Genomic DNA, 17,550 nt, shown 5'->3' on the forward strand with positions numbered 1-17,550 from the left:
CGGATGCAAAGGTAATCAATGTTTAAACACTAATATGGGTGCCAATCGAAAATATACATTGAAATGACCGTCCACTTGGCGGCGCTAACGCTTGGCGAGAAACTGCTTCAACGGTTCGATGAACCGTGCGTAAGCTTCAATATGTGGCAAGTGACCGATATCAGCGATTTCCACGAGTCGCGCGTTTGGAATAGCCTCAGCAGTTTTCTTGCCCAGAAGAGGATAATTGCCCAACGTTTCCTGTACAGCTTTAGGCGCATTGGCCTTACCCAACGCTGTACGGTCGCGTTGTCCGATGATGAGCAGGGTTGGGACCTTGATGTCGCCGAATTCATAGACTACGGGCTGCGTAAAAATCATGTCGTATAACAATGCCGAATTCCAGGCAATGCGCGGATAATCGACATCGTTGGTCCAACCGGCAAGCATATGTACCCAGCGGTCATACTCCGGGCGCCATTGATTGCCGTAGTAGAAGGCAAGTTGGTAACTTTTGATTTTATCATAGGTCTGCTCAAGTTCGCTCTTATACCAGTCATCTACTGTTTGGTAGGGCACCATAGTTTTCCAGTCTTCCAATCCAATTGGGTTTTCCAGAATGAGCGATTGAGTTCGTTCAGGATACATCAACGCAAACCGGGTGGCCAGCATGCCGCCCATGGAGTGACCGAGGATATGAGCTTTGTCGATTTGGAGGTTATCCAGCAACTTTCGTGTATTCAGCGCCAGCAACTGGAAGGAATACTGAATGCGGATTGGTTTCGAAGACTTTCCAAATCCGATTTGGTCTGGCATCACGACCCGATAGCCTTGCTGGGCCAAGTCGGCTGCGGTCTGTTCCCAATACGCACCATTGAAGTTCTTGCCATGGAGCAGCACCATGGTTTCGCCGTTGGGCGCTTTCGGAACTACATCCATATAAGCCATCTTCAGTGTTTCTCCCTGGATTTGCAGCGATATGTAACTCACCGGAAAAGGATATTCGATGGTTTCGAGGTTGGCACCTATGGGCGAATCATTTTGTGCGGCAGCGGGGGCCATTGCGCCCAACACCAATGCGGTTATTCCCCACACGCCATTCATAATTTTAGTATATAGCATAGCCTATTGAATTCCTTGTCAGTTTGCGTAGCGATATAGCAATAAGTGCCCTGCCAGCATGAGCAGCGCGAAACCCACGCCTACTAAGGTAACACCCGTCCACTGAAAATGTTCCCATGCCAGAGAAGCTACAAAAGTGCCCAAAGACCCCCCCACGAAATAGCTGGTCATGTAGACCGTGTTTACCCGGTTGGTAGCTTCGGGATGTTTGGCAAAGATGATCGCTTGATTGGTCAGGTGGATGCCCTGCAGCGCTGCATCAATGAGTAATACACCAATTATCAGCGCTCCATAGCCCGTTGCTCCGGGGATGCCGATAAGCCACCAAGAAATCAAGGTGAGTACTGACAACCCGATGACCAGCTGATTACGGTCTATCCGGTCGATCATCTTGCCGAGAAATGCCGGCACGAGTGCACCCGCTATGCCAAGGATGCCGAACGCACCGGCCACGTCACTGCTTGCATAGAACGGCGGTGCTTCGAGATGGAAGACCAGTGTAGTCCAAAAGGTGGTAAAAATAGCGAAACTGCAAGCCCCCCGCCAGGCGGCAAGCCGTAAGGCGGAATCAGTCCTAAAATAGTGGACGAGCGAACGCATTAGCGAGCCATAGCTACCCTTAAACGATGGCTTCACCTCTGGTAAGGTTTTCATGACCAGTACCCAATAAATAAACATGATGGTAGCGCCAATGAAAAACATGTACCGCCATCCAAGCTGTGCACCAATGAAGCCGCTGATAACACGTGAAGCCAAGACCCCGATAAGCAAGCCGCTCATAACCATCCCGATGGACTTGCTTTTCTCCGCCGGGCTGGACAGCGTAGCAGCTAGTGGTACAAAAAGTTGCGGGATGATGCTGGTAAGGCCGATAAAAAAACTGGCGATGACCAACCACGATAGCGTATAGCTGAATGTAGCCAGCAACAATGACAGCACGATGAATGGAAAAATGGTCAGTATAAGCCGCTTTCGATGAAACATATCAGCGAGTGGGACCAAAAAAAACAGTCCAGCAGCGTAACCGATTTGGGTAACCATCGCCACGCTGCCAGCTTGGGCCTCCGAAACCTGGAAGTCCCGCGCAATCAGGGCAAGCAGCGGTTGGTTGTAGTAATTGTTGGCCACCACGAGACCGGCACCTACCGTCATCAGCCACAGTGTGCGTTTGCTCAATCCGGTCATCAGCGGAACGCTCCCTTTTCTGATTTCATCGTGTTCGTCGTTTGCCAAATCAACAGCCCGGCCAAGTAGATGCTGTGTACAAGTTGTACGGACACAGCGTTCCAGTTTTCGATGAGAGCACTCCCGAAAATCAAGGTGGTCATCACGGTGAGTCCTACCATCAGCGCTTCATTGAACCATCGGCCGGTGAAGAGCCAAATGCCTGTAATGAGTTCCACGAAAACAAGTACATAGCCGAATGCCGAAACCACTGCATATGGTAATGGGGTGCCGGCAAATTGCTCTGCCATGCCTGCGGCAAAAGTTTGCAGCTTCGGCAGGCGAACGAGCCCATGGCCAAAGAATGACATAGCGATAGGTAGTCGGATAAACAAAGCAGCGAATTTGGGATGACTCATGGTAGTCGTTTTTGTGAATGAACAAATATAGGGGGATTTGTTTAAGGACGGATGCAACAATTTTGGGAAAGTATAGTAACTTTGGCACATGTCAGTTACTACCAACACGAGCTTTCGTACGCAGCAATTTATCGAAAGGGAATTGCAATATGGCGCCCATAATTACCACCCTTTGCCTGTCGTTTTGGAAAGGGGGGAGGGCGTCTTTCTATGGGATGTCGACGGCAAACGGTATTATGATTTCCTGTCAGGGTATTCAGCGGTAAATCAAGGGCATTGCCATCCGAAGATCGTCGGCGCATTAATTGAGCAGGCACAAAAGCTAACGCTCACTTCAAGGGCTTTCCACAGTGATTTATTAGGTGAATATGCCCAGTACATTACCACGTATTTCGGGTATGATAAAGTACTGCCCATGAACAGCGGCGTCGAGGCTGTCGAAACTGCATTAAAGCTGGCTCGGCGCTGGGGGTATGACCGGAAAGGTATACCGGTCAATCAGGCTAAGATCGTCGCCGTCGAAGGGAATTTTCATGGCCGGACGCTCAATGTCGTGTCTTTCAGCACCGATCCATCCTCACGCGACGGGTTTGGTCCGTTCATGCCGGGCTACGAAATAGTCCCTTATAATGATTTGGAAGCGTTGGCTGAGGCTTTGAACGATCCCCAGGTTGCAGGGTTCCTGGTAGAGCCCATACAGGGCGAAGCCGGCGTATTTGTGCCGGACGATGGGTACCTGGCGGCCGCTTATGATTTATGTAAGCGGGCAAATGTCTTGTTCATAGGAGATGAAATCCAAACGGGATTGGCACGGACAGGAAAGCTCTTGGCTTGTGACCACGAAAATATCCGTCCAGACATCCTCATTTTAGGTAAAGCGCTCAGTGGTGGCACGTTGCCTATTTCCGCTGTTTTAGCTGATGACGACGTGATGCTGTGCATTAAGGCTGGTGAACATGGCTCTACCTATGGCGGTAACCCATTGGCTTGCAAAGTGGCGATAGCTGCTCTCGAAGTCATCCGGGAAGAAGGACTGGCCGAGAACGCGGCGCAATTGGGTGCTTACTTCCGACAGAGAATACAACAACTCCAGCATCCGTTCATCAAACAAGTCCGGGGTAAAGGACTTCTTAATGCCATTGTTATCGAGCACATTAACCCCGACGCGGCATGGCACCTGTGCCTCGTGTTGAAGGACCAGGGGCTACTGGCCAAGCCCACACATGGCGATAAAATTCGCTTTGCGCCGCCCTTGGTCATCAATAAAACACAATTGGACGATAGCTTGTCTATTATTGAAAAGAGCCTCGCCAAGTTGGCTGATTTAGTATAAAATTGCATCTCGCCCCGACAATGCGTAACTTCGTGCCCAAAATCGTACGATATGCAATATCAGCAATGGCGCGGCAGCGGGAATGAAAAGCGGGAAACGAACCAGCACATATACGGGATACGGGCGGTCATCGAAGCCATAGACAGTGGCAAGGAAATCGAATCGCTCTTCGTTCAACGCGGGTTAGGGGGGGCGCTGTTCCTCGAATTGAAGCAAGTGCTCAAGCAGCAGGGGATCAGCTACCAGCAGGTGCCTGTCGAAAAGCTCAACCGGATGACACGCAAAAACCACCAAGGTGTCATCGCGGTAATCTCGCCAATCACCTACCAACGTACGGAAGACGTCGTACCGATGATATACGAGAAAGGTGAGGTACCCTTGCTGATTATCCTTGACGGTATTACTGATGTACGAAACCTTGGCGCCATAGCGCGCACGGCGGCATGTACGGGTGTACATGCCTTTATTGTACCCAAAAAGGGGTCGGCCGAAATAAATCCCGACGCCATTAAAACGTCCGCCGGTGCACTCTACAAAATCAACGTGTGCAGGGAAGATAGTCTCGCCAAAACCGTCCGCTTTCTGCAAGAATCAGGGATTCAGGTGGTAGCTTGTACGGAAAAGACAGACAGCGATTTATATCAATTTGATTATTCAGTGCCGACAGCCTTGGTGCTGGGCTCAGAAGAGCATGGCATTTCCGATGATCTGCTGCGCGTCGTAGACCATTTGGCGAAAATACCCATGGTTGGCACCATTGCTTCACTCAATGTATCCGTGTCAGCTGGAGTAGCTTTGTACGAAGTGATTAGGCAGCGACGGGCTACCTAATCTTTTTCTTCCGAAGCAGCGGCTTCAGGTGCCTTTTTCTTCTTCTTGCTTGGCCTTCTTTTGCCATACGATCCATTGACGATTTTTCCACGTTTGCTTTTCTTATCTCCTTTTCCCATATTGAATTGAATAATTAGTTACAACAAATACAACAAATATGAAATTGAGTTTTCGAAACCGAAGACCAAATTAATAAAATTGGGGCTGAAAGAGAAATAAAGAACGTGCTGCAATTTTGTCAGTGCGGATGATGTGGGTGGTTTGAGGGGTTAACTTACAGTTAAAATTTGTTTTATTTATCTTTGTATCAGCTATTTGTGGTGATTACATGATGCGTTAATGAAAAAAGAATATCACATTGCGAATAGTGTGGTGCCTGTGCGTTTCGAGGATGGCCTTGTGCGCATCACCAACGGCGAATCCACTAAACGGGCCATGACAGCGGGATCCGAACAGCCGATTGCGTTGTTAGTACGCCTGATTAGGAAAGATTATCACACAAACTATGGAAAACCGTTGGCCATTAGCGACGACTCGTTTTCGGTAGAGATTGTGGGGCATCTTTTGGCTGAGTTTTTATTACTGAAATACAGTGGTTTACTTCGTGTAATCTTGTTGTTTGGTTTATATGATCGCTTCCGTCGTTCATGCGAGGTGATTGACTGCGGGGAGGCAGGCAAAGACCCCAATCGTTGGTTTTGGGACAAACTGAGCCCTTACCGTGGCAAGCTGGCCGGATGGTTACCCAAAGCCGAGTCCTGGCCGACGGAAACCCATCGCCAGTAATTTTTAGGCGACCTCGCGCATATCCACAGCCACGACACGCGATACCCCCTGTTCGACCATGGTCACGCCGTAAATGATATCCGTGCTTGCGATTGTACGCTTGTTGTGCGATACGATGATAAACTGCGATTGGTTTGAAAACTTGCGGATGATGTTATTGAACTTGTCGATATTCGTATCGTCAAGCGGTGCGTCTACCTCATCGAAAATACAGAAAGGTGCCGGCTTAAGCAAGTACAATGAAAACAAAAGGGCGGTGGAGGTCAATGTTTTTTCGCCGCCGGAAAGCTGATTGATGGACAGCGGCCGCTTACCTTTCGGGCGGGCCATGATGTCGATATCAGATTCCAGTGGATTATTGGGGTCACTTAAGATGAGATCGCAGGTGTCTTCTTCATTAAATAACGAGCGGAACACATTGATGAAATTTTCCCGAACCCGGGTAAACGCGTCCATAAATTTTTCCCGTGCAGTGTCGTCGATTTCTTGAATCGTTTCCAGCAGCGAATTTTTGGCGTCCAGCAGATCTTGTTTTTCTTTGACGATGAATGTGTAACGCTCATTCATTTCTTGGTAGGCCTCCATAGCCATCGGATTGATGCTGCCGAAGTCGTCCAATTGCCTGCGCAGCTTGTCTGTTTTCTCGCGTAGGGTTTCCTCATCGTCTGCTGGCTCGGTATTTGTAGTCTCCGGCTTCTCGGAGGCTGCGGCCATCAGCTCATTGATATCGATCGAAAATTCCACCGAAAGACGTTCCTTCAGCGCATTTAGATCGAGCTTGAGACTGGTCTTTTTATCACGCAGCTCGTCGAATAAAAAGTCCACCTGCTCTTTCTGCCTGCGCAGCTGGGTGATTTGGTCTTCCGTCTCGTTTATTTTTCCGCGAGCGGCATAATACGCTTCTTCTACCTCCTGCAGACCTTTTTCGAATGCTTCCTTTTGCGCATACATGGCGATGAGATCCTCATCCGAGTCATCCACGTGCTGCAGCGTCCCTTTGATATCGGCCTGCACCTGCTCGTATTCGGTAGCGTTTTTTGCGATGCGGGTTTCGTACGTATCTCGTAGGCTTTCGCGGTATTCGAGATCCTTATTGATGCTGGACACCTTGTTTTGCTGCTGATGAAAGCGGATATTTTCCTGATTGTAGGCCGACGACCGCTCGGTGAGTATTTCGGACAGCTCTTGGAAAGCCAACTGCATTTCCTGCACGGTCGTATCAAGCTCCATTTTTTCGGCTTTCAATCGTTCCAGCCGCGGTTCAGCCTCCCGGAGTTCACCGACGATACCTGTTATTTTCTGTTCGATGTCATGCTTTCGGTTTTGACTGGTGGTGATGAACGCTTGGTATTGTTCCTGCTTGGTCTTTACCGAAACCAGCTCGTTGTTGAGCCGGTTGAGTTGCTGGCTGAGTTCTTCCATCCGCGCTTTTTGCGAGCTATTTTTTAAGCTTGCAACCTGCTGTATTGCCGTATCCAGTCGTTCTTGCTGGGCAGCGATATGCTGCCCCAATGATTTGATCTCTTTGGACAGGTTTTCGAGGTTTTTAGCCCGCCCGATGCGTTTTCCCTCAAAGAGGCCCACCGAACCGCCAGAAATGCCAAATCGGTTTTTGCCAAATTTGCCGCCTTTGTGAAGCACGACGATCGCTTCCATCGGTAGTGGTTCTTCCAGCGCCTTTTCGTCGTCTGCCTGAAGCAAGAATACGTTATGCAACAACATCCTGCACAATGGAAGATATCGTTCGTCCGCGCTGATTATATCGAGCGCCGGGATTAGACGGTTGTCTGGCACTGGCAGCGACTCAGGCACGCGCAGGCCGTCGATGGCGTCAAGCACAAAGAAATTGGCCCGCCCACGTGCGGCATCGCTCAATAGACGTATCGCTTGCACCGCCTCCCCGTGGTGTTGCACCACGTAGTGATTCATGTACGGTTCGAGGTAATTTTCGACCGCAATGCGGTAATCTTCTTGGCAGAAGAGGATATCAGAAAACAACGGGTATTGCTTTTTCCAAGCCGCGCTTTTACGCAGGAATCGGATAGACTCCGGGAAACCTTCCAGATTGTCAACCAGGGATTTGGTTAGGTTATATTCGTTTTGTTTGGCATCAAGTTGCCTGTTGTCCTTGATGATTGCATCCTTAAGCGACTGGATAACGGCCTCGGTATCGGTAATTTGCCGCTGCAATTCGCCTTCTGACTGAACGGCGAGGTCGTACTCCCGCTGCAACGTAGTTGTTTGGTCCTCGAGTTCAGCAACCAACGCGTTGAACTGATCGAGCTCGGCCGCCTTTGATGCGGCGTCCGTTACATTTCGTAGGCTTTCCTGCTCGAGTGCATCGCGCTGGATATGCAATACGGCAATTTCCTTTTCGAGCTTATAGCTTTCGTTTTGTAGCTCGTTGTGTTGCCGTGTGATGGCGTTGAGCTTGTTCTTAGCCGTTTGCTGTTGCCCGCGCAGTTCGTCAACCTCGGTCCGTTGCCGGTTAAGTGCGGTGGTGATGGTATCGAGTTTCTGTTGTTCTACGGCATGCTCCTCGTTTAGCCGTTTGATATTATACAGCGCATGATTGAGCTGTTGTTTATCTTGGGCAAGTTCTTCGCTAAGCCGCTTTTCCTTATCCTGCAGGTTGCGAAGCTGTTCGTTTTTTACTTTTTTTTCGCTTTCGTATGCACGTATTTTCGCGATATATTCATGCGTGGCCTTCTGCTGGGTGGAAAGGTTTTTCTCTTTCGCCAGGCTTTCTTGTTTCAACTGCTGGAGTTGTGCCTCCAGCTTGGCTATTTCCGCGCTCACGCGGGCCTGTTCGGTACGCTGGCTCAATTCTTGTTCGTCTAAACGTGCCAGCGACTCACTGAAATGCGTAATGCGGTGAGTGGCCAATGCCATACTTAGCGTTTTGTACTGCGCTTTAAGCCGATGGTAGCGTTCTGCTTTTTTGGCCTGGTTTTCCAGGGTCTTTAGGTTTTTCTCGATTTCAAACAGCAGGTCTTCGACCCGTGCTAAATCACTTTCGGTATCCTTCAGCTTATTAAGCGTCTGCTTTTTGCGGACTTTGTATTTGGAGATGCCCGAAGCTTCCTCAAAAAGGTTGCGGCGTGAGTTTTCTTTATTGTTGATGATTTCATCAATCATCTTCAGTTCGATGATGGAATAGGAATCGGCACCGATACCTGTATCCAAAAACAAATCGGTGATGTCTTTCAGACGACATTTCACGTCATTAAGCCGGTATTCACTTTCCCCATTGCGGTAAAGCTTGCGGGTGATAGTTACCTGTGAAAACTCCGTGGGTAGGATGTTCTTCGTGTTATCAAACGAAAGCGATACCTCGGCAAGGTTTGCAGGCTTGCGATTTTTGGTGCCGTTGAAGATGATGTTTTCCATCTTTTCCGAACGAAGCATACGGGTACTCTGTTCGCCGAGTACCCAACGGATGGCATCCACCACATTGGATTTGCCGCAGCCATTAGGCCCTACAATAGCCGTCACGCCTTCGTTGAAATGAATGGTAATTTTGTCACCGAAACTTTTAAAGCCTTTTATTTCGAGCTTGGTAAGTTGCATCTATGCCGATATTCTCCTCATTATTCGTGGGCGAATTTAAGAAATTGGATTGATTAAGCGCAAGTATCGCCTATCTTTGCCACAAACAACTCAATTGCCCCATGGGATATACTAGCCTTGCTGCATGCATCGATGACCTGGAACGCCATAACCACCTGATTCGCATCAAACAGGAGGTCGACCCGTATCTGGAGATGGCTGCCATTCATATGCGCGTCTACGATGCTCAAGGACCAGCCTTGTTGTTTGAAAACATTAAGGGAAGCCAGTTTCCGGCAGTGTCCAATCTCTTCGGCACCTTGGAGCGATCGCGTTTTATGTTCAGAGATACACTTGACAAAATCAAAGTGCTGGTAGACGTCAAGTCCGATCCTATGCGGGCACTCAAAAATCCCTTGAAATACGCGCATGTAGCAACGACCGCTTTATCGGCGTTGCCGTGGAAAAAGCGAAGCGGTGCCCCGATCCTCTATGGCACCACGCAAATCAGCCAATTGCCTCAAATCGTGAATTGGCCCATGGATGGCGGTCCTTTTGTGACGATGCCCCAGGTTTATACCGAGGACGTAGCCAAGCCTGGCCCCATGCATGCCAATCTTGGCATGTATCGTATCCAACTGGCAGGCAACGATTACGTACGTGATGCTGAAGTAGGTCTTCATTACCAACTTCACCGAGGCATTGGGGTGCATCAAACAAAGGCGAATGCAATGGGGCAGCCGCTCAAGGTAAGCATTTTCGTGGGCGGCCCGCCGTCGCACCCGTTATCCGCCGTAATGCCGTTGCCTGAAGGGTTGTCGGAACTGACGTTTGCTGGAGCGCTGGGCAATAGACGTTTCCGGTATTTCTATGATGAGGAAGGTTTTTGTGTTTCTGCAGATGCTGATTTTGTTATTACTGGTACAGTTTATCCGGGGGAGAATAAGCCAGAAGGGCCTTTTGGCGACCATCTGGGCTATTACAGTCTGGTGCACCCATTCCCGCTGATGCGTATACATAAAGTATATCACCGGAAAGACCCCATCTGGTCGTTTACTGTCGTTGGACGCCCGCCACAGGAAGACACCAGCTTTGGGGCATTGATACACGAAATCACCGGATCCGCTATTCCGCAGGAAATCAACGGACTCCATGCCGTCCACGCGGTGGATGCTGCCGGTGTGCACCCGCTGCTGTTTGCCATCGGCAGCGAGCGTTACACACCTTATTTGGAAACTGATCGGCCGCAGGAAATTCTTACCATTGCTAATCAGGTGCTTGGCAAAAACCAATTGAGCCTTGCCAAATACCTTTTTATAACTGCATATCAGGATAACCCCGAATTGGATATCCATGACGTAGCAGCTTTTTTGAAACATGTGCTCGAACGTATAGACTTCCAGCGGGATTTGCACTTTCATACGCAAACAACCATTGACACCCTTGACTATTCGGGCGACGGATTGAATGCGGGTTCGAAGGTAGTCTTTGCCGCCGCTGGCAGCAAAAGGCGCGAACTGGCTACCGAACTGCCTGCCGGTCTGTCATTGCCCCAGCCGTTTCAGGACTGCAAACTCGCACTGCCCGGCATTTTGGCCGTCGAAGCCCCTCCATTCACGGACAACGACACGGAGGCTGGCCGCATTGAGCGGTGGAGTGCTGCAGTACATGCAGTTGACTTTACAGGCATCATGCTTATCGTGCTTTGTGATGATGCCGCATTTACTGCTGCCAACATCAATAACCTGGTGTGGATTACATTCACCCGCAGCAACCCTTCGCATGATATCCATGGCGTGGGGAGTTTCACCAGGCACAAGCATTGGGGATGCCATGGACCGGTAATTATTGACGCACGCAAAAAGCCCCATCACGCCCCCGAGCTCATCAAAGATCCCCAAGTAGAGAAACGTGTGGATGCGATGGGAGCGAAGGGTGGACCGCTTCATGGCGTGATATAAAGTAAACAAGCTAAAGCCGCCATCGTTGATACCCATATTTAGGGTAAGTTGTTGCCCGCGCTGATTTTGCCGGTCGACAAACAACCAATAGCCTGGGTAGAACAATCCCGTCGTCAACCTGTTAACCCCTATAGCAAGTAAGTCACAGATGTTTTACAAAAACCAGTATCGTTATGAGAAAAGTGCTGATGGTGCTCACTTCCCACCAGGATATGGAAAATACGGATAGTAAAACGGGCGTATGGCTCGGCGAGTTTACAGAGCCGTACTACGAGTTTATAGACAATGGCTTCGCGGTGGTATTAGCAAGCCCGGTGGGTGGCGAGCCTCCCGTGGATCCTATGAGTAAATTGGCGGAGCATATCACCGCTTCCAACCGGCGGTTTCATGACGACCCGGATGCGCAGCGTCTGTTTAGTAACACGTTGACGCTGGATACATTAACGGCTGTAAATTTCGACGCGCTGTTTTATCCAGGCGGACACGGGCCGCTTTGGGATTTGGCAAGGAATGCCACCAGTGGGCAGCTAATTCTGGATTTCATGGCAGCTGGCAAACCCGTCGGTGCAGTATGCCATGGACCGGCCGCACTCATCAAGGCGGCGGCATTGCAACCTGGGCTGTTGCGGGGTAAGCGGGTCACAGCATTTACCAACATGGAAGAGACGCTGAGCGCCCGCACGGGCAACATCCCGTATAACCTTGAATCGGCGTTGAAAGAACTTGGTGCCGATTTCCACGCTGCGCTGGTTCCATTTACCAAGCATGTAGAGACCGATGGTATGTTGGTAACCGGCCAAAACCCACTGTCTGCCGGCCCCACTGCCCGGGCAGTCATTCAGCTACTCGGCGCAAAAGGTGAACTCGGGGTGGTCGACCCGCTGCCCTGAAAGGACAAAATCCGGTCCCACTACTGCGCGGGACCGGACTTGCCATCATACCAACTACTTAAATCTAAAAACTAACCTTTATACCGGAACCATTTTGCCAGTTCTTTGTAACTTGCTTTCTTGCCATACATCAAAATACCTACTCGGTATATACGGCCAGCAACCCACGTGGTAAGGACGAACCCGCCAACCAACAGGGCCAGCGACAAGCCGATCTGCCAAACGGGTACACCGAAGGGTATACGCACCAGCATCGCAATCGGGGAGGTGAATGGGATCATGCTTAGCCAGAAGGCCAGCGGCCCGTGGGGATCGTTGACCAAAATGCCGAACGACAGGATATACGTGAATAATAGCGGGATGGTTATCGGAAACATGAACTGCTGGGTTTCTGTTTCGCTGTCTACCGCAGAACCGACAGCTGCAAACAAAGCGCTGTAAAGCAGATATCCCCCAAAGAAATAAAGCAAAAAGGTAATGACGATGGTTTGAAAATCAACTTTACTCAATTCATGCGTGGCTTTGCTGAATAAACCGCCTTGAGATTTGGTTGCTGGCGTGACCCCGTCGCCCGAGACACGCTGCTGATTTTCGATTTGTGCCTTGATATCCCGCCCGTCCATGATTCCGGCACTTGCTACGCCCATTAACGTAGTAGAAAGGACAATCCAGAGAATAAACTGGGTAAGCCCTACCAACCCGATGCCGATGATTTTGCCCATCATCAATTGAAAAGGCTTGACCGAGGAGATGATGACTTCCACAATGCGACTGTTTTTTTCTTCGATAATACCCCGCATCACCTGTGCGCCGTAAAGAAACAGGCAAATATAAACCAGGATAGAAAGCGAAATTGCAATTCCCATCGCGGCCCCAGCACTGCTATCCTTCTCCCCATCGGCGGAAATCTCCTTAGCGGAAAGGGTTACGTTTGGACTGATACGCTCTACGGTTGCCCGATCAATCCCTGCATTGGCAAACGCGATGTCACGCAATACCTGTTCCAGCTGGCGGCTTACTTCGTTCTGTATGCCAAAACTGGCCGTTTCCTTGGCATACAGCTCGACGTTGGATGACGTCGCTACATCAGGCGGAATGATGAGGAGGAGTGTTTTCTCTTTTTCGCTCAGAATCCGTGCTTTTTCGGCAACGATGTCATCCGACACATCCATAAACGTGATGTTTTTGGTGTTGGACAGCTTTCCTTCAATAAGACTGCTCTGATCAATGACATATATGGTTGCTTGATTACCTTCGAAGCTCTTTGCGGTAAGGTAAATGGTGAGCGCATAAATCCCTATCAGGAACAAGGGCACAAGGAACGTCACCAGTAAAAATGACTTTTTCTTTACCCGGCTAAGGTATTCGCGCTTGATGATGAGTAATATCTTGTTCATTCGGATGTCGCGATTAATGTATTTGAAGTTTGTGCGGTTACCTGTTGCACAAAAATATCATGGATGCTGGGAATTACCTCTTTAAGTTCTTGGATTTGAACCAGCGGGATTAAATAGGTCAATACGTCATTGATCGTTTTCCCTGCCGCCACCTTGATGGTTAGTATGGTGTTTTCACCGGCGTGTACCGAATTTTCAATGGAAAACAAACCTTCTACCGCCGGTATGGGCTCGTCATGGGCAAGGTGTTCTACGCGATAAGTGTTGGTCCGATAGGTATTTCTGATTTCTTTTACTTTGCCATCCAATATTTTCTTGGATTTATTTATCAACACGATACTATCGCAGAGCTCTTCGACAGATTCCATGCGGTGAGTGGAAAAGATGATAGTAGCACCGCTGCGATTCAGCGCTAATATTTCTTCTTTGATGATATTTGCATTGACGGGGTCAAAGCCGGTAAACGGTTCGTCCAGTATAATCAAATCGGGTCGATGAATGACCGTGGCCACAAACTGAACCTTTTGCTGCATTCCCTTGCTGAGATCTTCCACTTTTTTATTCCACCAGCTCTGCATCTCCATTTTTTCAAACCAGTGCTTGATGCGATCGACTGCCTCTTTTCGTGAAAGTCCCTTGAGTTGGGCAAGGTAGAGCATTTGTTCGCCGATTTCCATTTTTTTGTACAGGCCGCGTTCTTCGGGCAAATAACCGATACGGCTGATATGGTTGGGATTAAGCCGCTCGCCATCGAAATACACCTCGCCGCTGTCGGGAGCAGTGATTTGGTTGATAATGCGAATCAGTGAGGTTTTCCCCGCTCCATTAGGGCCTAACAGCCCAAAAATGCTGCCTTTTGCTACACGCGTGGAAACATCATCCAATGCTCGATGGTTGGCGTATTGCTTCACGATGTTTTTGACTTCAAGCATATGTGTGTATTGGTTCATGCGGTTGAGACGCCGCAGTTCCGATATTGTTACATTACATGTTTTAACATTTTTTAACAAAGGACGGGGTTAAACTTTTCCGGTTAAATCTCCTCTTATGATTAAACGCAGCAAGTAACAGATAGCAACAATAACGAAAGGAGATTATCATGAAAATTGCACTATTGATTACGCTTTTAGTTTCTGGAATGACCTATGGAACCGTCGCTCAACAGCCACGGCCAGAGCACCCGCGGAGCGCGGAAGAAATCGCCAAAATGCGGACGGACCGGCTGGCGGAAAATCTGGGGCTCAGCGACGAACAACAAAAAGAAGTTTATGCGCTGAATCTCGAAAAAGCGGAAAAATTGAAAGCTACGCGCGAAGAACGGGCAGCTAAGATGGCCGAACTGCGTTCGGAAATGAAAGCTGATCAGGAACGGCTGAATGATATCCTGACGGAAGAACAGCGCGAAATGCTGAAACAGCAACAAGCGGAACGCGCTGAAAAAATGAAAGCCGCGAGGAAAGGGCGCAACGAAGGAAAATTTAGGGGCGACCGGTTTAGAAAAGGAGATAGACACTTCCATAAAAGGGGAGGCGCCAAGGCGGATACCACACAGGTCACCCTGTCAGAAGTAACCCCGAATGTAAAGTAGTTTAATTGTTCTATATTTTTTTGGTTAAGTTTGATGATGAACGCCCATTCCGCCTTTGGTGGATGGGCGTTTTTTTTGCATCTCGCACGAGTTTTATGCTGTATCGGATATGGGAACTCATGCAGGTTTGTTATGTTTGTGCCATACCAATACAATTCCATTATGCGGCATATCAGTATCATTGGTTCGGGCACCATGGGAAATGGAATCGCCCATACATTTGCTCAATTCGGTTTTGACGTTTCCCTTGTTGACATCAACCCGGATGCATTATCAAAAGCGCTGCTCACGATTGCGGACAACCTTGATCGTCAAATCAAAAAAGGAACGATTACCGATAGTGACAAACTGCACACACTTGGACGCATCGCTACATATTCGAGTGTAGCCGACGGCGTCAAGGCGGCGGACTTCGTCGTGGAAGCGGCCACCGAAAATGAGGCGGTAAAGCTGGGCCTATTTGCCGAACTGGATCGTTTATGTCCAGCCCACACGATCTTAGCCAGCAATACTTCGTCAATATCGATAACCAAAATTGCGTCAGCCACTTCGAGGCCGGACAAGGTTATCGGAATGCACTTTATGAACCCCGTGCCGGTCATGAAGCTTGTTGAAGTGATAAAAGGCTATGCCACATCAGTGGATACAATAACCACAATTATTGCCCTTTCAAAACAGTTGGATAAAGTCCCCGTGGAATCAAATGACTATCCGGGCTTCGTGGCTAACCGCATTTTAATGCCCATGATTAACGAAGCGATCTATGCCTTATACGAGGGTGTAGCGGATGCCGAGGCGATTGATACCGTCATGAAACTGGGCATGGCCCACCCGATGGGGCCTCTGCAATTGGCTGATTTTATTGGACTTGATGTGTGTTTGTCCATACTGCGGGTACTCCACAGCGGCTTCGGGAATCCCAAATACGCACCATGTCCGCTGCTGGTCAATATGGTGGCCGCGGGTAAGCTGGGCCGTAAAAGCGGACAGGGGTTTTACCGATATTGATGGAGCCTTCGGGCTGAAAAACGCCAAAGTCCCTAAGACAATCGCATTCAACAAATGCTGGTGTTCTATGGCACCCTAAGGTACTTCTTTCGTACTACTTCCTTACACTTACTTTACCTTTTACTCGGATTTTATTCGGCATTTGTTCGGATCATGTTCGGAGTTTGCTCGGTTATTAACCGAATAAACTAAAAAGAAAAAACAACTTATATTCATAAGAATATACCGTTTTATGTAAATTTGGGGTAAGGCTGACTTACGTTATGAGTAGGGGGACACCTGCCTAAGTTAAGCCCTCAACAGGAGATCGTGCGGTTGACCCGCCGAGTCCTGGATGTTTTTGCGTCTCGCAAGGAAATGCGTACCTTTGTAACATGAAAACCCTGGATGGGCGCACGCCCAAATTCTTGCAGTTTGCCGATTTGATTATCCACGAAGATGACAACCTTATTGTCATCAATAAACCACCGTTTCTAGCATCACTCGATGAACGCGAAGGGGGAGAAGCTAGTGTGCTACGCCTGGCAAAAAAATACCATCCGGATGCCCAGATATGTCACCGGTTGGATAAGGAGACTTCGGGACTCTTGCTGATTGCTAAAAATCCAGAAACATACCGTTTGATTGCTATCGAATTTGAGCGCCGCCGGGTGTCTAAGATATACCATGCCATCATTGAAGGTACGCATGTGTTTGAAGACCTATTGGTAGATTTGCCCATTCTGAACTTAGGTAACAAGAACGTAACTATTGACCGTGCCAACGGTAAACGTGCCGAAACGTATTTCAGATCGCTACGCTATTTTAAACACTATACATTGGTAGAATGCCGTCCCATAACGGGCCGCATGCACCAAATCCGTGTACATTTGGCTACACAGCACGCTGCTATAGTGGGTGACACCCTCTATCGCGGTAAACCCGTTTTTCTTTCGCAAATCAAGAAACGGGGGTTTACCTTGGGTAAAGGACAGGAAGAACTTCCGATTATGAAGCGGTTTGCGCTCCATGCCCGTGAGTTGCAATTGACCGTTGGCGACCAAGCCTATCGTTTCGAAGCCCCATACCCGAAAGATTTTGCTACGCTGCTCCGACAGTTGGAAAAATACGATGACTGAATGCACCCCGTCGTATTGGATATCCATACAATTTTACTAAGTTTGGCTCCGTGAAGTTACTTCGTGTCATATTGCTGATGTACATCGGCGTATTGTCGTTGATTCCTTGTCGTGATGATATCTCGGCATTAGGGTTTGACGGTCCATTGACACATGCGGCTTCCGGCCATTCGGACGCTCATTCCCACGACTCATGCAGCCCATTCTGTGTAGGCAACTGCTGTGGTGCAGTATGGGGGCTCCGTATGGGGATTGGTCCGATAAAAGATCCCATTTATTTCCCTTTCACGAGTGACCGCGCAATTCTTTACGATATCGGCCTCATCCCTAACTGGTTTTTGAGCAAAATCTGGCAACCCCCGCAGGCTACCGTTTAATCTTACTTTACATTTCTATTTAATCGCT

16 protein-coding genes are annotated in these 17,550 nt (G+C 49.0%); 9 read left to right on the plus strand and 7 right to left on the minus strand.

All coding sequences use genetic code 11. The features are described from left to right. Nucleotides 1-84 precede the first annotated feature (84 nt). From B5X72_RS05645 to B5X72_RS05655, 3 genes are read right to left on the minus strand one after another with little or no spacing between them, the layout of a single operon-like run. Nucleotides 85-1,101 carry an alpha/beta fold hydrolase gene (locus tag B5X72_RS05645; protein WP_304612944.1) on the minus strand — a complete coding sequence of 339 codons (1,017 nt, stop codon included), beginning with the start codon at nucleotides 1,099-1,101 and terminating at the stop codon, nucleotides 85-87. Between the two features lie 18 nt (nucleotides 1,102-1,119). After that, nucleotides 1,120-2,334 (minus strand): MFS transporter, encoded by a 1,215-nt coding sequence (locus tag B5X72_RS05650; RefSeq protein WP_245826841.1) that lies wholly within the window; start codon nucleotides 2,332-2,334, stop codon nucleotides 1,120-1,122. Next, complete coding sequence (locus B5X72_RS05655; protein WP_139378548.1) at nucleotides 2,286-2,684, minus strand: DoxX family protein; 399 nt, start codon at nucleotides 2,682-2,684, stop codon at nucleotides 2,286-2,288. The genes B5X72_RS05650 and B5X72_RS05655 overlap by 49 nt, the downstream gene beginning before the upstream one ends. An 88-nt stretch (nucleotides 2,685-2,772) precedes the next feature. Between B5X72_RS05655 and rocD the strand changes: the two genes are divergently transcribed. Together rocD and rlmB are read left to right on the plus strand one after the other, a co-directional pair. After that, on the plus strand, nucleotides 2,773-4,017 hold the full coding sequence (rocD, locus tag B5X72_RS05660; RefSeq protein ID WP_079715843.1) for an ornithine--oxo-acid transaminase: 1,245 nt from the start codon (nucleotides 2,773-2,775) through the stop codon (nucleotides 4,015-4,017). Between the two features lie 51 nt (nucleotides 4,018-4,068). After that, nucleotides 4,069-4,848, plus strand: a complete 780-nt coding sequence (gene rlmB / locus B5X72_RS05665) for a 23S rRNA (guanosine(2251)-2'-O)-methyltransferase RlmB (RefSeq protein ID WP_079715844.1) — start codon at nucleotides 4,069-4,071, stop codon at nucleotides 4,846-4,848. Here rlmB and B5X72_RS05670 read toward each other — a convergent pair. Further along, nucleotides 4,845-4,967 carry a 30S ribosomal protein THX gene (locus B5X72_RS05670; protein WP_079715845.1) on the minus strand — a complete coding sequence of 41 codons (123 nt, stop codon included), beginning with the start codon at nucleotides 4,965-4,967 and terminating at the stop codon, nucleotides 4,845-4,847. The genes rlmB and B5X72_RS05670 overlap by 4 nt on opposite strands. A gap of 220 nt (nucleotides 4,968-5,187) precedes the next feature. Between B5X72_RS05670 and B5X72_RS05675 the strand changes: the two genes are divergently transcribed. After that, nucleotides 5,188-5,634 (plus strand): hypothetical protein, encoded by a 447-nt coding sequence (locus B5X72_RS05675; protein WP_079715846.1) that lies wholly within the window; start codon nucleotides 5,188-5,190, stop codon nucleotides 5,632-5,634. A gap of 3 nt (nucleotides 5,635-5,637) precedes the next feature. Here the strand turns inward: B5X72_RS05675 and smc are convergent, their stop codons facing one another. Beyond that, entirely contained in the window at nucleotides 5,638-9,204 is a 3,567-nt protein-coding gene (gene smc, locus B5X72_RS05680) for a chromosome segregation protein SMC (protein WP_079715847.1), read from the minus strand. 101 nt (nucleotides 9,205-9,305) lie between these two features. Here smc and B5X72_RS05685 point away from each other — a divergent pair, with 101 nt between their 5' ends. Both B5X72_RS05685 and B5X72_RS05690 read left to right on the plus strand, forming a co-directional pair. Continuing rightward, the gene (locus B5X72_RS05685) at nucleotides 9,306-11,144 is read left to right on the plus strand and encodes a UbiD family decarboxylase (RefSeq protein ID WP_079715848.1); all 1,839 of its coding nucleotides are present in this window, start codon (nucleotides 9,306-9,308) and stop codon (nucleotides 11,142-11,144) included. Nucleotides 11,145-11,317: 173 nt separating this feature from the next. Further along, nucleotides 11,318-12,034, plus strand: a complete 717-nt coding sequence (locus tag B5X72_RS05690; RefSeq protein WP_233632587.1) for a type 1 glutamine amidotransferase domain-containing protein — start codon at nucleotides 11,318-11,320, stop codon at nucleotides 12,032-12,034. Between the two features lie 71 nt (nucleotides 12,035-12,105). Here B5X72_RS05690 and B5X72_RS05695 read toward each other — a convergent pair whose 3' ends face one another. Together B5X72_RS05695 and B5X72_RS05700 are read right to left on the minus strand one after the other, a co-directional pair. Beyond that, nucleotides 12,106-13,431, minus strand: a complete 1,326-nt coding sequence (locus tag B5X72_RS05695; protein WP_079715849.1) for an ABC transporter permease — start codon at nucleotides 13,429-13,431, stop codon at nucleotides 12,106-12,108. Beyond that, nucleotides 13,428-14,363, minus strand: coding sequence for an ABC transporter ATP-binding protein (locus tag B5X72_RS05700; protein ID WP_079716036.1), 936 nt, complete (start codon nucleotides 14,361-14,363; stop codon nucleotides 13,428-13,430). The genes B5X72_RS05695 and B5X72_RS05700 overlap by 4 nt, the downstream gene beginning before the upstream one ends. Nucleotides 14,364-14,530: 167 nt before the next feature. Here B5X72_RS05700 and B5X72_RS05705 point away from each other — a divergent pair, with 167 nt between their 5' ends. From B5X72_RS05705 to B5X72_RS20505, 4 genes are all read left to right on the plus strand, one after another. Continuing rightward, entirely contained in the window at nucleotides 14,531-15,019 is a 489-nt protein-coding gene (locus tag B5X72_RS05705; protein WP_139378549.1) for a periplasmic heavy metal sensor, read from the plus strand. Nucleotides 15,020-15,181: 162 nt separating this feature from the next. Next, a complete protein-coding gene (locus B5X72_RS05710; protein ID WP_079716037.1) occupies nucleotides 15,182-16,027 on the plus strand; it encodes a 3-hydroxybutyryl-CoA dehydrogenase in 846 nt (281 codons plus the stop codon). Nucleotides 16,028-16,401: 374 nt separating this feature from the next. Further along, nucleotides 16,402-17,145, plus strand: coding sequence for an RluA family pseudouridine synthase (locus B5X72_RS05715; protein ID WP_079715851.1), 744 nt, complete (start codon nucleotides 16,402-16,404; stop codon nucleotides 17,143-17,145). A 50-nt stretch (nucleotides 17,146-17,195) separates the two neighbouring features. Continuing rightward, entirely contained in the window at nucleotides 17,196-17,522 is a 327-nt protein-coding gene (locus B5X72_RS20505; protein ID WP_139378550.1) for a hypothetical protein, read from the plus strand. Nucleotides 17,523-17,550 lie beyond the last annotated feature (28 nt).

It is taken from the genome of Parapedobacter luteus (genome assembly GCF_900168055.1).
GTDB lineage: Bacteria > Bacteroidota > Bacteroidia > Sphingobacteriales > Sphingobacteriaceae > Parapedobacter > Parapedobacter luteus.